The organism is Streptosporangium saharense, assembly GCF_014203715.1.
Lineage (GTDB): Bacteria > Actinomycetota > Actinomycetes > Streptosporangiales > Streptosporangiaceae > Streptosporangium > Streptosporangium saharense.
Window position 1 is genome coordinate 435,835 of sequence record NZ_JACHJP010000005.1, and the last position, 13,486, is coordinate 449,320.

12 protein-coding genes are annotated in these 13,486 nt (G+C 71.7%); 3 read left to right on the top strand and 9 right to left on the bottom strand.

The genetic code is table 11. The annotated features are described in order from the left end of the window. Window positions 1-43: 43 nt before the first annotated feature. From FHS44_RS25075 to FHS44_RS25110, 8 genes are all read right to left on the bottom strand, one after another. Window positions 44-520, bottom strand: a complete 477-nt coding sequence (locus tag FHS44_RS25075; RefSeq protein ID WP_184718744.1) for a GNAT family N-acetyltransferase — start codon at window positions 518-520, stop codon at window positions 44-46. A 136-nt stretch (window positions 521-656) separates the two neighbouring features. Next, entirely contained in the window at window positions 657-1,847 is a 1,191-nt protein-coding gene (locus FHS44_RS25080; protein ID WP_184718746.1) for a cysteine--tRNA ligase, read from the bottom strand. A 48-nt stretch (window positions 1,848-1,895) separates the two neighbouring features. Next, window positions 1,896-3,743 (bottom strand): sigma factor-like helix-turn-helix DNA-binding protein, encoded by a 1,848-nt coding sequence (locus tag FHS44_RS25085; protein ID WP_184718748.1) that lies wholly within the window; start codon window positions 3,741-3,743, stop codon window positions 1,896-1,898. Between the two features lie 49 nt (window positions 3,744-3,792). Then, window positions 3,793-5,850: a UvrD-helicase domain-containing protein gene (locus tag FHS44_RS25090; protein ID WP_184718750.1), complete on the bottom strand. Its 2,058-nt coding sequence runs from the start codon at window positions 5,848-5,850 to the stop codon at window positions 3,793-3,795. A 3-nt stretch (window positions 5,851-5,853) separates the two neighbouring features. After that, the gene (locus tag FHS44_RS25095) at window positions 5,854-7,911 is read right to left on the bottom strand and encodes a hypothetical protein (protein ID WP_184718752.1); all 2,058 of its coding nucleotides are present in this window, start codon (window positions 7,909-7,911) and stop codon (window positions 5,854-5,856) included. Window positions 7,912-8,022: 111 nt separating this feature from the next. Beyond that, window positions 8,023-8,775 carry a class I SAM-dependent methyltransferase gene (locus FHS44_RS25100; protein ID WP_184718754.1) on the bottom strand — a complete coding sequence of 251 codons (753 nt, stop codon included), beginning with the start codon at window positions 8,773-8,775 and terminating at the stop codon, window positions 8,023-8,025. Between the two features lie 129 nt (window positions 8,776-8,904). Beyond that, window positions 8,905-9,972, bottom strand: a complete 1,068-nt coding sequence (locus FHS44_RS25105; protein ID WP_312863806.1) for an ABC transporter substrate-binding protein — start codon at window positions 9,970-9,972, stop codon at window positions 8,905-8,907. Between the two features lie 75 nt (window positions 9,973-10,047). After that, complete coding sequence (locus FHS44_RS25110) at window positions 10,048-10,284, bottom strand: putative acetyltransferase (protein WP_184718756.1); 237 nt, start codon at window positions 10,282-10,284, stop codon at window positions 10,048-10,050. A gap of 109 nt (window positions 10,285-10,393) precedes the next feature. On the opposite strand from FHS44_RS25110, the gene fdxA reads away from it, so the two are divergent. The 3 genes from fdxA (at window position 10,394) to FHS44_RS25125 (ending at window position 12,604) form a co-directional block, all read left to right on the top strand. Continuing rightward, a complete protein-coding gene (fdxA, locus tag FHS44_RS25115) occupies window positions 10,394-10,720 on the top strand; it encodes a ferredoxin (protein WP_184718758.1) in 327 nt (108 codons plus the stop codon). Window positions 10,721-10,847: 127 nt separating this feature from the next. Continuing rightward, window positions 10,848-11,927 (top strand): succinyldiaminopimelate transaminase, encoded by a 1,080-nt coding sequence (gene dapC, locus FHS44_RS25120; protein WP_184718761.1) that lies wholly within the window; start codon window positions 10,848-10,850, stop codon window positions 11,925-11,927. 11 nt (window positions 11,928-11,938) lie between these two features. Continuing rightward, window positions 11,939-12,604 carry a DUF4178 domain-containing protein gene (locus tag FHS44_RS25125; protein WP_184718763.1) on the top strand — a complete coding sequence of 222 codons (666 nt, stop codon included), beginning with the start codon at window positions 11,939-11,941 and terminating at the stop codon, window positions 12,602-12,604. Here FHS44_RS25125 and FHS44_RS25130 read toward each other — a convergent pair. Next, complete coding sequence (locus FHS44_RS25130) at window positions 12,601-13,446, bottom strand: hypothetical protein (protein WP_184718765.1); 846 nt, start codon at window positions 13,444-13,446, stop codon at window positions 12,601-12,603. The two genes, FHS44_RS25125 and FHS44_RS25130, sit on opposite strands and share 4 nt — an antisense overlap. Window positions 13,447-13,486: the final 40 nt, after the last annotated feature.

Genomic DNA, 13,486 nt, shown 5'->3' on the forward strand with positions numbered 1-13,486 from the left:
GCCAGGAGGACGGTAACAGCCGGTTACCGGTGATCGCAGGGGGTCAGAGGGCGGTCTCCAGGACGACCGAGCGGGTGGCGAAGCCGTTGCGCTGGTAGAAGCGGATCGCCGCCTCGTTGCCCGCGTAGGCCGTCACCCCGGCGTACTGCGCGCCACCGCCGCCCGCCCACGTCCTGAACTCGGCGACCAGCCTGCTGCCGATCTTCTGACCCCGGTAGGCGGGCTGCACGTAGATGCTGCCCAGCGTCGCGACCGGGACCGGCCGCATCGAGGTCGGGCCGGAGATCGAACCGGTCATGTGGCCGACGATCCTGCCCCCGTCGTCGGCGACCATCACCAGCCGCGCCGGGTCGCCGAGCGCCGCGGTGAAGTGGGCCGGGCCGTGCTCCCTCGGCCAGTTCACGTCGAGGGAGGGGTCACGCCTTCCGGCGTCCTCGGCGAAGAGGGCCGAGCTGCACGCCACGACCCCGTCGAGGTCGGCGGCCGTCGCGGGCCGTACGACAACGCCATTGTCACTCATGATCGGGACGCTACCGTTCCGCACCGACAAACCGCTTCAGGCGGGCCGTACCGACCGGTCCTGCCCCTCGGGGGTGTCGCGGACGAGCACCCCGAGACCGGCCGGCTCCGCACGCGGGCGGTCGGCGGCGGCCCGGTCACCGGCCTTCCGCGTCCTCGGCCGCCCCCGGCGGCAGGCTCGGCGAGCGGCCGATCCCGGACGCCAGGTCGAGCCCGAGGAAACGGTCGAGGTGCAGGAACGTCTCGAACCTGGCGCCCGGCGCCACGGCCTCGTCGCGTTCGAGTGCCCGAAGCAAGCGCAGCGCCGTGGGCGTGTCGAGGTCGTCGTCGAGGGCGTCCTCGATCGCGGAGACCGGCCCCTCGGGCATCGCGCGGCTGGGCGACTCCGCCCACCCGGCCACCCGCGAACGCCAGCGCCGCAGCGTGGCGTCGGCGACGCGCAGGGTCTCCCAGGTGAGGTCGAGCCGCCCCCGGTACCGGTGGCCGAGCAGCGCCAGCCGTACGGCCAGCGGATCGAGACCGGCCCCGGTCACCTCCCCGAGCGTGGGAATCCCCCCCGGGTTCTCGTACGGCTCGCGCCCCTCGAACAGCAGGTGACCGGAGTGCGCCCAGTGGGCGACCACCTCGTGCCCGGTGGCCGCGTCGGACTGGGCGCGCTCGTTCTCGTGGTGCGGAAAGCACAGGTCGATCCCGCCCACGTGCAGGTCGATCCGCTCACCGAGGGAGTGGATCGCCATGGCCGAGCACCCGATGTGACGGCCGGGAACCCCCCTGCCCCAGGGCGCCCGCCAGGCGGGTTCGTCACGTGCGGGCCGCCACAGCACCCAGTCGGCGGGGTGCCGCTTGGGCGGATCGGCCTCCCCGGCCGTGGGCCGTAGCTCCTCGGGCCGGTTGCCCGACAGCTCGCCGTAGGAGGGGAAGGAGGCGGCGTCGAAGAGGACGAACCCCTCGGGGGTCGGATAGGCGTGCCCCCGCTCGATCAGCCTGGCGATCATCTCGACCATCGGGCCGACGGTCTCCGAGACCTCGGGGGAGTGCTCGGGCGGGTGGATGTTCAGCGCCAGCGTCTCGGCCTTGAAAGCCTCGAACCGACCGGAGCCGTCAGGGGGAAGGTGCCCCAGGTCGGAGAAGCCCAGGCAGACGACGACCCGGACGCCCCGCCGCCCCGCGACCCGCCTGACCAGGTCGGTCAGCAGGGCGGTGCGCAGGTCGCCCAGGTGCACGGTGTGCCCGGTGACCGGGCCGCAGCCGTAGACGCGCATCGACCGGGCGCCCGGGGGGACGATCGGCTCGACGCGGCGGTGTCGCGTGTCATACAGCCGTAGCATCCTTCGAGCCTACGGGAAGCCTCCCGGACGAACTCCTTGGACGGCCCCTCAGACGGCCCCCTCAAGGAGGACGAGGATGTCACGGTCACCCCGGTCGCGCAGGCGGGCGCCGACCTCCTCCTTCGGGGCGCCGTCGGCCAGGCCGATACGGGCGCCGATGAGGCGGATGCCCTCGGCCTCCGAGGCGACGGGCGCGGTGTAGCCGATCAGGTGCAGGGCCCGGTTCATCGAGGGCAGGGTCGGCGCCGCCGCGGGCAGGTAGCGGGTCAGCAGCTCACCCCCGTCGGAGACCGTCAGGAAGACGTGGTCGCCCTCGGCGGCGTTCGCGGCCACCAGGATGGGGCGGATGGAGCCCATGGTCGGCTGGTTGTGCCAGCTCACCACCACGTCGCCGGACGGGGTCGAGGCGGTCAGCTGCCCACCGGGGGCCATGCCCAGGTAGGCGGCGAAACCGGTCGGCAGCGGGGAGCCCGAGCCGCGCAGGTGCTCGGCGTTGACGTCTACCCGGTGCCACCAGCGTCCGTCACGGCTGCGGAAGCACCGCCTGGTCGCCGAGACGTCCCTGCGGGGCTGGTAGTCGGCCTGCTCGGAGCCCGCGACCCTGATCCAGCCGCGCTGGGTGCGCTCGAACCCGGGGCCGCCCGCGTAGGCGCGCACCGAGCTCTCGCTCACGTCGTAGCGCGAGGTCAGGTTCGTCACGATGGTGTTGACCGAGGCCTCGCCGTTGGCCCGCTCGATCTCCCTGGCGATCATCTCCCTGATGCCGAGATACTCCTCGCCGCCCCACCTGGACAGGCCGTACTTGTTGCGGTCGAGGCGCAGGAAGCGGTCGTCGGCGGTGAGCTGGTTGCGGATGCCGACGAGGCTGTAGTCCTCGCCGATGCGCTCCTGGATCTCCTCCGGCGTCAGTGCGGTGCCCGAGACCGCGAGCACCGCCTCGGCCTTGTCGTTGACGCTGCGCGGCCAGGGCACCACGTGCCCGTCGAGCACCCGAAGCTGGGGTACGGCGATGAGCCAGCGCTCGGCCACGTCCTCGCGGATGCCGAGCTGGCTGACCAGCGAGACCGCCTCCTCAAGGGGGCGCGGCCCGTCGGTGAAAAGCTGCCTGGTCTTCTCCCGCAGCTCGTCGGCCCCGCCCGCCACGAGCCAGCCGTCCACCTGGTCGTAGCCGGTCAGCAGGGTCCGCACGAACCGCCAGGCCGGGATGCCCAGCGTGGCCAGGTCACTGCGGTGCCACGGCACCGCGGCCGCCAGGTCGTCGGCGGGTACGGCGGAGCCGAGCCTGCCGCGCAGCCAGGAGACGTGCCCGACCAGCGGGGCCGCGTCCTCGCTCGTGAGCCAGGCCTCGACGTGGTCGCGCAGGTCACGCTCGATCTGCCTGATGCGCTCCCTGGTCACGGAGAAACGCTGGGCCAGGTCGTCCAGCGTCGCCCGCTGCGAGGCGTACAGGCGGTCCCTGGCGATGGCCCGCTGCCGCTCGTCCAGGGTCGCGAAGACCTCGTCGATCAGCTCGGGCAGCGGCCGGTCGGGACGGGCGGGACGCGTCTGGCCGACGCTCTCCTCGGTGACGGGTTCCAGGAGCCGTTCGAGGACCCCGGTGAACATCCGGTGCACCACCTCGCGTCCCAGGCCCTCCGGCGTCCTGACGCTCGAAGCCGGGTCGGCGAACCTGAGCAGTGGCAGGACGTCGCCGAGCATCAGGTGGCCCCAGCACGTCAGGGCGAGGTCGGCCAGGCGTCCGGCGACCTCGGACGTCCCGATGGTCGAGCAGGCTCGGTCGAGCGGAAGTGCCTGCCACCACGCCTCGGGAAGACGGGGGTCGGTTGCGATCGGCGCTACCTGGCCGGGAGAGGTCCAGCGCAGGGGGGGCGCGATGTCGCTCAGGCTGAGGTTCATTGAGGTCCAACCGGCAAAGGGGAATATATCCGCAGTTCAGAGTATGTCGTTAGGTCGGGAGAAAGGGGCTCGCTCGTCCGGAGTGGGACACGTAAAGAAGCTCCCTGGCCCGGGTACAGGCGACATAGAGCAGGCCACGCTCCCGTTGGAGGTCGTGCGCCCGCGCGGTCGGGTCCTCCTCGGCGGGGGTGAGGGAGTCGGGGGCGGGCACGACACCGTCGGCCACCCCGATCACGGCGACCCGGCGGAACTCCAGGCCCTTCATGCCGTGCAACGTCGTCACCTTCACCCCCAGCTCGCGCAGGGCGTCGCGGGCGTCGCGCACGAGACCCGCCGTCCTGGCGGCCACCCCGATCTCCTGGGGCGGCACGCCCTCCTGAACCCACTGTCCCACCTGTGTGGCCAGACCGGTCAGCTCTTCCTCCGGTGAATCGTAGGCGCGGACCACCGGGCGTGCCCCGTTGCGCGTCGCGCGGAAGCCGTACAGCTCCTGCACTCCGTCGACCAGACCGTCCGCGGGGCCGCCGCCGCGCAGCCGTACGCCCCAGGTGAGGATCTCCTGTGGGAGGCGGTACGACACCTGCAGACGCCGTCTGGTCGCGTCGATCCCGACCGAGCCGAGCGTCACCCGCGTGTCGAAGATCCGCTGGTGCGGATCGCCCACGATGAACAGATCGTCCCGTCCGTACGGCACCGCCGCCCGCAGCAGCCGCCACTGCGCCGGGTGCAGGTCCTGCGCCTCGTCCACCACGATGTGCCGGTACGGCTCCCGCCTCGGCGCGCTGTCGGCCAGCAGGTCCCCGGTCGTACGGCCGAGCAACTGGCAGGCCTCGCCCGCGAGCTGGAGAAGGGTGCGCTTGCCGCGCTCCCGCAGCCGCCGGGTGACGTGCTCGACGGCCTTCCACACGTCGGTCCGCTCCTCGGCGGAGAGCTGGACGCCACGGCCCGTCCTGGGGGCTTCGAGATACTCCTGGAGGGTCCTGAGATTCTGGGCCAGCACGACCTGCTCCCACTCGCGCAGCAGGAAGGCGGGGCTGTGGGCGCTGTCCGTCTCGCGCCAGAGCGCGTCCACCTCGGCGGCTCCGGCCAGCGCGGGCGCCCTGCCCTCGGCTTCGGCGACGATGCGGTGGGCCAGCCGGTCCACGTTGCCGACCTCGACGCGCTTGCGGGTCACCTCGTCCTCGACCAACAGGTCCAGCCGGGAGGCGAGCTCCGCGCTCAGCCGCTGGGAGAAGGTGACCAGCAGGATCTGCCCCGCGCCGCGCCTGGCCAGGAAGGCGGAGCGGTGCAGGGCCAGCAGGGTCTTGCCCGTCCCGGCGCCTCCGGTGACCAGGATCGGCTGCTCGTAGAACTCCCAGCGGGCCAGGCGGTGCAGCGCGGGCTGCAGGAACACGCACCAGGCGGGCGCGTCGAGGACGTGGTTCAGCTCGCGCGGGCTGCCCACGAAGATCGCGCGGTCGGGACTGCGCAGCAGCGCCGCGGTCAGGTCGTCGGGGTCGATGGGACCCGGGGGAGGGGCGGTCGCCCGGCAGGTCTCCAGCTCCCGCCAGGCCCCGGCCATCGACTCACCCCTGGCGAGCGCGGCCAGCGGGGCGTACTGCGTCGCGGGAAGCAGGGGTTCGAGGGCGTCGAGGGTCAGCTCGTCGGTGATCTGCCTGACGAGTCCGAGCAGCCCGCGTTCGACCCCCAGCTCGGCCATGTCGGTGTCGCAGGTGTCGGCGAACAGCCTGGTTTCGGTCGCCCCGGCCGCCCTGAGCACCGCGGGCTCGATCCGTTCGAGAGCCTCGGCGTCCCACATCTCGACCACGCCGAGCGCCGTGTTGACGCCGAAGCGGTGGCGCCGCGCGTAGGCCCACGCCTCCGCCTCCGGCAGGACGGTCAGCAGCCAGTGGACGTCCCGGTGCCTGACCATGACGCCGCGGTAGCCCTCGGCCAGCCTGAGCGTGACGACCCTGGGGTCCCTGGCCCCCCTGACCCGTTCCGGGTGCGGCGCCCCCGCCACGTTCTGCATGAAGCGGCGTACCGCGACGACGGCGTCCCGGCGCGCGGGCTGGGCCAGCGCGCCGAGTTCGGCGGGGAAGTCCGGGGAGATCGCGAGTCGGGGCATGGGCTAGGCCAGCAGGGACAGCAGGTCGCGGTCCCCGCGTTCTCGCAGCCGGGCGAGCAGGTCGGGAAGGCCGACCTGCCCGGTCATGCCGACCCGGGTGGCGATGACCCTGGCCGCCTGCTCCGCCGTACCTCCCGGGGCCGTGTAGCCGACCAGCCGCAGCGCCCGCGCGACCGGCTCGGTGTCACCACCGGCCGCGGGCAGGTGCCTGGCCCGCAGGACCCCCTCGTCGGACAGCGTCACGAACAGGTGGGCGCCCGCCTTCGCCCCCGCGTCCTCAAGCAGGGTCCTGAGCGATTCGAGGACGGGACGCTCCTGCCAGCTCAGGCCGAGCTCACCGACCGCGCTCTGCACCCTGCGGGCCGCCCCCGGCGACAGGCCGAGATAGGCGGCGAACCCGCTGGGCAACGGACATTCGCCGCCCCGGAGGTGCTCGGCGGTGACGTCGATCCTGAGCCACCAGCGGCCGTCGGGCTGCCGGAAACAACGCCAGGTCAGCGAGACGTCCTTCAGCGGGCGGAACGGCCCCTCCTTGCGCTCCTCGTCCTCGGGAGCCGAGGGCGGCGCCTGCTGGGGAGGGCGTTGCCCGGCGCCGAGGATGCGCAGCTGCGGCACGCCCGCGAGCCACTCCTTGGCCATGTCGTGGTGGATGCCCAGGGAGGCGACCAGGTCGAGGGCCTTGGACATGGTCAGCGGGGGCTTGGCGCCGCTGATCACGTCGCGGGTGCGGTGGCGCAACTCGGTGATGTCGCCCTCGACGATCCAGTCCTCGGCCAGCCGGTGGTCGGGGAGGGTCGCCAGCACGAACTGCCAGGCGGGCACGTCGAGGGAGCGCAGCTCACGGGCGTGCCAGGGCACGACCGTCGCCAGCCGTGCCTTGGGCGCGGCCTTACCGAGCGCCTTGCCGACCTCGACCAGATGGTCCCGGTACGGCGCCGCCTCCTCGGAGGCGAGCCACTCGCCGAGCCTGTGCCGCAGGGCGGTCTCGGCCTCGTCGATGACCTCGGGCTGCACCGCGAAGAGCTTGGACAGGGCCTCGACGGTCGCGGGCGCGTCGGTGAACACCCGGTTCTGCGCGACGGCCCAGCTCCTGTCGTCGAGGTTGGCGAAGGCGCCGTCGAGCAGCGTGTAGAGATCGTCCTGCCGGGGAGGCGGCTGCTCCTCCGCGACGGGCTCGGGGGTCTCCTCGGCCTTCTCCGGCTCGTTCTCGGGTTCCGGTTCCGGCTCTGCTTCGGGCTCGGGCTCTGGCTTTATGGCGGTCATCGGCTCGAAGAGGCCGCGCTCGGGGAGGGAGCCCTCCTGCTTCTCCTGGGGCGGAGGCTCGGGGGCCCTGACCGGAGGGGACGGCTTACGCCGCGGCAGCGGGATCGGCTCGGGCTCCGGCGGAGCGGGGGGAGCCGCGGCCTGCACGGCCGCCACGGGTTCCACGGCCTTCGCGGGTTCCTCAGCGGCCTCCTCGGCCTCGGGGCTCTCGGAGGCGGCCTCCGGAGTCTCGGGGGCCTCGGGCGCGGTCTCGGGAGCCTCAGGCTCATCCTCGGGTACGGCCCCAGCCTCGGCCTCGGGAGCCTCCTCGGCCTGGGCGGGTTCCTCCGGGGCGTTCTCGGTGGCCGGGGCGTCCTTGGCGGTGCTTCCGGAGGTGCGGACCGGGGTGACGTCCGGGTTGGCCAGGCGGGTGAGGACCGCGCCGAACAGCGCGTTCAGCACGGGAAGCGGCTGGATGAAGGGCTGCTCGCGCAGCTCGTGGCCGGTCAGGGCCAGCAGCCCCGCCCACGAACCCGCCCGGTCGAGGGCGATTGCCGTACACGGCTCGTCGGCGTCCTCAGGGTCCAGCACGTACAGGGCGGGCAGGACGTCGCCGACGGCGGCGGCCGGCCAGTGGTCGAGGGTGATCCCGGCGAGGATCCCGGCGAGCCGCTCCGGGCCGAGCACGGCCAGCACGCGGGAGACGGGCAGGCTGCGCCACCACGCGCCGGGCAGCTCAGGCTGGTCACGCAGGAGTGGGATCGTCGCCGCGTCGCTCCAGCGGAGCGGCGGCACGAGGTCACTCAGACAGAAGTTCATCCGTTCCCTTCACCAGCCCCTCAAGCCGCCCGAGTCACTCCTCGTCGCCGGGGAACGAGACTCATGGAACAGACCATAGTCTGGCAAATCACCCCAGCGCATCGGGTCCGGTCAGCGTCGTACCGCGGCGAAGCGAAGCCGCACGTAGTCGGCCATCCAGCCGCTCTCCCGCCGCAGGGCGGGAGCGGCCAGTTCGTTCACCCGGCGCAGCAGGGATTCGACAAGTTCCACGGGCTTTCCCTGGATCAGCGAACCGGCGAACATGCGCACCCAGTCGGCGGCCCCACCTGGGCACTCGTCGAGCGGGGTCGGCCGGTCGAAGTACTCAAGGAGGCGGACCGTGAAGCCCCCCTTCTCCAGCCGCGTGGCGTACTCGGCCGGACTGGGGAAGTACCAAGGAAGATCGGGTTCCGGGAGCCCGTGGTCCCGCCAGGCGGTGGACAGCGCCGCCGTCAGCGCGGCGCAGTTGCCCGCGCCGCCCATCTCGGCGACGAACCGCCCGCCCGGCGTCAGCGCCTGCCGTACGCTGGCGATCACCGCGTCAGGCTCCCGCCCCATCCAGTGCAGGGCCGCGTTGGAGAAGACCGCGTCGTACGGCTCGGCGACCGTGAAGTCGCTTCCGTCCCCCACGATGAACTCAAGCCCCGGGTGCAGGGAGAGCGCCTTCTCGATCATCGCGGAGGAGCCGTCGATGCCCAGCACCCGAGCGCCCCGTGAACCGATCTCGGCGGTGAGCGTCCCGGTGCCGCAGCCGAGGTCGACGACACGCTCCCCCGGCTGGGGATCGAGCAGGTCAACCAGGGGAGCCCCGTGGGCGGAGACGTATCCGAAGCTGCTGTCGTAGGCGCGAGCGTTCCACCTCATCTGGCCCGGGGTGTCGTATCGCAAGACGATCAGCTCACATTCCGAGACGCCACGGCCTCTTATCGGTCCTCTCCAGACACTTTAGAGCCTCAAAGATGTCCCGACATATCAGTCGCATCAGCCTCCGGCTTAACCGACCTTCTCCGCCCACTCCTTCTTGAGGTAGGTCTTGGCCGTGTCGGTCTCCGGAATCGTCAGGATCACCGGCTTCGCGCTGGTCACGGGCAGTCTTGAGGCGGCCTCGGTGTCCAGGCCGCCGTGCATCTGTAGGGCCTCCATCCTGACCGGCCTGGCGTAGCCCTTGAGGAAGAGGTTCTGGCCCCGGTCGGAGAAGAGGAACTCCTGCCACAGGCGGGCGGCGGCCGGGTGCGGGGCGTCCTTGTTGATGGCCTGGACGTAGTAGGCGCTGAGCACGCTGTCGCCGGGGATGGCGACCTTCCAGCCGTTGGCCTCGTGGGCGGCCCGCTCGGCGTTGTGGTAGTCCCAGTCGACCACCACGGTCGCCGCCCGCTCGTTCGCGGCGAGGTTGCCCGCCTTCTTCAGGCGGCCGAAGAAGGCCACGCCCCTGGCGGCCTCCGCCTTGCCCGCGCTGAGCGAGGCGGCCATCACCCCGTTGAAGGCCGCGGCCGTCTGGCGGGGGTCGCCGGGCAGCGAGACGCTGTAGCCGGGCTTGAGCAGGTCCTGGTAGGAGGCCGGGGCCGCGACCTTGCGCGGGTCGTAGCCGATGGACATGTAGCCGCCGTACCCGGCGTACCACCGCCCGCCGTAGTCCTTCAGGTGGTCGGGCACGTCCAGCCACCGCTGCACCCGGTAGGGGGCGAACATGGGGGCGTTGGCGACCGCGACCTCAAGGCTCAGGTCGAACACGTCCGGCCTGAGCTGGGCGGCGGCCTCGATCTCCCTGCGGCTGCTGGCCGCGGGCTCCACCTGGTTGACCTTGATTCCGTACTCGTCGGAGAAGGTGTCGATGATCTCGCCGTAGTTCACCCAGTCACGCGGCAGCCCGATGACGGTGAGTGAACCCTCCTTCTTCGCGGCCTCGACGAGGCGGTCCATCGTCGAGAAGCCGTCCTTCAGGGAAGCGGCCTGGGGCTTGACGGGCGGGAGCTTCCCGTCGTCCTGTGCCGGCGTGCTTCCGCATCCGGCGGTCGTGGCGATGAGGATCATGGTGGCGGCGGCGCCGATGCGTACGGTCACTTACCGAATACTCTCCGCGATGGCGGAGCGGGTCGAGGAGGCGCGGCCTTTTTTGGGAAACGACTGGGGAACGGCTTACGCCCCGCCGGGCCGCCCGCCCTGGACGACCTTTGCCGCCACAAGGTCGGAACGGGCGATCTCGACCAGGGTTCCGTCACGTTTTCGCACTCCGAGAACGTCGTCGCGCCAGAACTCCAGTTCGCCGACGGCGTCGCGGAAACCCTCCGGCACACGTCGTCGGGTGGTTACCCTTTTCCCCACGTCGGAAGGGGTTAGGGTGATTTTGAGGGCAGCGCCGACACCGAGGATCATCGTCTTTTGCCCCCTCCCGTTTCAGACATCTGGTGGGCACGGCAATACTAGGGCGTAGCAACCCGCGGTCGAAGTCGTGCCTAGGTGCGGAAAAAAGAAGGAGCCCGAGGTGACCTACGTCATCGCGCAGCCTTGCGTGGACGTCCTGGACAAGGCGTGCATCGAGGAGTGCCCCGTCGATTGCATCTACGAGGGCGAGCGCATGCTTTACATCCACCCCGACGAGTGCGTGGACTGCGGCGCGTGCGAACCCGTCTGTCCCGTTGAGGCGATCTTCTACGAGGACGACCTTCCCGACCAGTGGAAGGACTTCTACAAGGCCAACGTCGAGTTCTTCGACGACCTGGGCTCCCCGGGTGGCGCCTCCAAGGTCGGCAAGATCGCCAAGGACCACTCCCTCGTCGCGGCGCTGCCGCCGCAGGCCGAGGAGCACTAGCCCAACCCCCGCGGGCGGGGGGTCGGCGCCGCCCCGCCCGCGAGTGTCAGTCGCCCGGACATCCCGGGCGAAGAGGTCCCTCCTCCCGGCCGGTGTGGTGGGAGGACAGTCACCAGCGGGGAGAGCTGTGATCGGCCTGCCAGATTTTCCGTGGGATCGGCTCACGCCGCTCAAGACCCTGGCGCAGGAGCATCCCGACGGGATCGTCGACCTGTCCGTCGGCACCCCCGTCGACCCGGTGCCCCCTCTCGTACGGCAGGCGCTGGCCGACGCCTCCGACAGCCCCGGCTACCCGCTGACCTACGGCACGGAACGGCTGCGCTCCGCGGCCGCGGGCTGGCTCTCGCGCCGTCACGGCGTGGTTCTCGACCAGGCGAACGTCCTGCCGCTGATCGGCTCGAAGGAGTTCGTCGCCTGGCTGCCGACCCTCCTGGGCGTCGGACCCGGGCAGCGGGTCGTCTTCCCCGAGCTGGCCTACCCCACCTACGACGTCGGGGCGCGCCTGGCGGGGGCGGAGCCGTACGCGACGGACGGGCTCTTCTCGCTCGGCCCCGAGCGGGTGCCGCTGGTCTGGGTGAACTCGCCGTCGAACCCGAGCGGCAGGGTCCTGCCCGCCGAGCACCTGCGCAAGGTGGTCGCCTGGGCGCGTGAGCGCGGTGCGATCGTCGCCTCCGACGAGTGCTACATCGAACTCGGGTGGGAGGAACGGCCGGTCTCGATCCTGCGTCCCGACGTCTGCGGCGGCTCCCACGAGGGCCTGCTCGCGGTGCACTCGCTGTCGAAGCGCTCCAACATGGCCGGGTACCGCGCGGGCTTCGTCGCCGGTGACCCCGAGCTGGTAAAGAGGCTGCTCGAAGTCCGTAAGCACGCCGGGATGATCATGCCGGGGCCGGTGCAGGCGGCGATGGCCGTGGCGCTCGACGACGACGCGCACGCCGACGAGCAGCGCGAGCGCTACGCGGCCCGCCGCGCGGTCCTGCGCCCCGCCCTTGAGGCCGCCGGTTGGCGGATCGAGCACTCGGAGGCGGGCCTGTACCTGTGGGCGACCAACGGCACCGACTGCTGGAAGCAGGTGCGCGCGCTGGCCGACAGGGGCATCCTGGTCGCGCCCGGCGACTTCTACGGCAAGGCGGGCGCGGAACATGTCCGGATTGCTGTAACTGCGAGTGACGAGCGGATAAGTGCGGCGGTGCGGCGCCTCCAGTAGGATCGCGCGCCATGACCCCTGAGGTCGCCGCGATACTGGGACTGAGCGCGGTCACGCTCGTCCTGCTGCTGGGCGCGCTGTTCGCGACCACGCGTCAGGACAGGAAGCCACGCGGGTCCGGGGCCCCCGGCGAGTCCCCCGTACAACCGGCGCAGGCCGCCGAACCGCCGAAGCCGAGTGCGGGCCACGTCGGCATCGACTACCCCGACCCCCGCACGATCAAGGTCGGCGACACGATCGACTGCCAGGCCGTACGGACCCGCGTCCTGGGTGCCCTGTACCTGTCGTGGCAGGGCGTCGAGTGGACCGAGTACCTCCTCGACGACGGCAGCCGCCGCTACCGGTGGCTGTCGATCGAGACGCTCACCGGGCCCGACGCCGACGCGCCGCACCTGGAGGTGCTGCTGTGGACGCCGGTGCCGACGCAGGGCATGATCCCGGCCAAGACCACGCTGAGCGTCGAGGGCGTGGAGTTCTTCCCCGTAGACCGAGGCACCGCGGCCTTCCGCTCGGAGGGCGTCACCTACATGCCGGAGCGCGGCCTGCTCGACTTCGCCGACTACCGGGCCTCCGACGGGCGGTTGCTCTCCTTCGACCGTCTCCAGGGTGGGCCCTGGACCTCCTCCTACGCCCAGCCGTTGCCCCCGGGCTCGATCACCATCCAGAAGAGGTCCTAGGAGATCTCGACCCTGCCCGCGGGGGCGGTCGTGTCAGGCTTCCAGCCCGCCTCGCCGTCGGCCGAGGTCCACGTCTGGCCGCTGTAGCGGATCCGCCGCAGCCCGAACTTCTGCGCGTGCGCGACCGACCAGCTCGCCCTCAGCCAGCCCTCGCGCGAGGAGGCCGCAGCGAACGTGGCGCTCGCGCCCATCGCGTGGACGAGCCCCCGCATGGCCCTGTCCGCGGGGGGCTTCGGCGTGGCCGTACCCGACGCGCGGGGGGTTGAGGTCGGCTCGGGGAACCAGCAGTGCACGGCCCTGGGCACCCGCCCGGTGAAGGCCGCGGCCAGGATCTTGCCCTCGTCCTCGTGCTGGGCGTAGGCCGAGCCGTCGGCGGAGCGCTGCACCCGCTGGGCCGCCTCGTGCAGCGGCAGCTTGAGATAGCCCTTCACCTTGACCAGCGCGGAGAAGAACTTCCCCGTCGCGTAGACCGGGTCGATCAGTTGCTTGGGGGTTCCCCAGCCCTGCGAGGGCCGCTGCTGGAAGACGCCGACGGAGTCACGGTCGCCGAAGGGCAGGCTCAGCAGCTTGGACTCCTGGATGCCGGTGGCGTAGGCGATCACCACCGCCCGCTCGGGGAGCTTCCTGCGGGCGGCGACCGCCGCGATGACCGCGGCGACCTGGGCCTGGTCGATCTCCAGGTCGAGCGTGCCGCCGGGGGTGGTGATCCTGCACCCCTCCCCGGTCTCCCTGAACGGCGTCACCCGGTTGATCAGGGTGAAGACCCCCACGGTTATGGCCACCGCGAGCATGGTCACGATCACGAGGATCGCGATGACCCCTTTGGAGAAGCGCCGACGCACGCTGAAGAACCTACCGATCTCGGACAGCCGGGAGGCGAGA

Bases quoted from the DNA above. Each gene is read 5' to 3' on its own strand.
- FHS44_RS25075 (WP_184718744.1), bottom strand. From the start codon at position 520: ATGAGTGACAATGGCGTTGTCGTACGGCCCGCGACGGCCGCCGACCTC.
- FHS44_RS25080 (WP_184718746.1), bottom strand. From the start codon at position 1,847: ATGCTACGGCTGTATGACACGCGACACCGCCGCGTCGAGCCGATCGTC.
- FHS44_RS25085 (WP_184718748.1), bottom strand. From the start codon at position 3,743: ATGAACCTCAGCCTGAGCGACATCGCGCCCCCCCTGCGCTGGACCTCT.
- FHS44_RS25090 (WP_184718750.1), bottom strand. From the start codon at position 5,850: ATGCCCCGACTCGCGATCTCCCCGGACTTCCCCGCCGAACTCGGCGCG.
- FHS44_RS25095 (WP_184718752.1), bottom strand. From the start codon at position 7,911: ATGAACTTCTGTCTGAGTGACCTCGTGCCGCCGCTCCGCTGGAGCGAC.
- FHS44_RS25100 (WP_184718754.1), bottom strand. From the start codon at position 8,775: ATGAGGTGGAACGCTCGCGCCTACGACAGCAGCTTCGGATACGTCTCC.
- FHS44_RS25110 (WP_184718756.1), bottom strand. From the start codon at position 10,284: ATGATCCTCGGTGTCGGCGCTGCCCTCAAAATCACCCTAACCCCTTCC.
- FHS44_RS25125 (WP_184718763.1), top strand. From the start codon at position 11,939: ATGACCCCTGAGGTCGCCGCGATACTGGGACTGAGCGCGGTCACGCTC.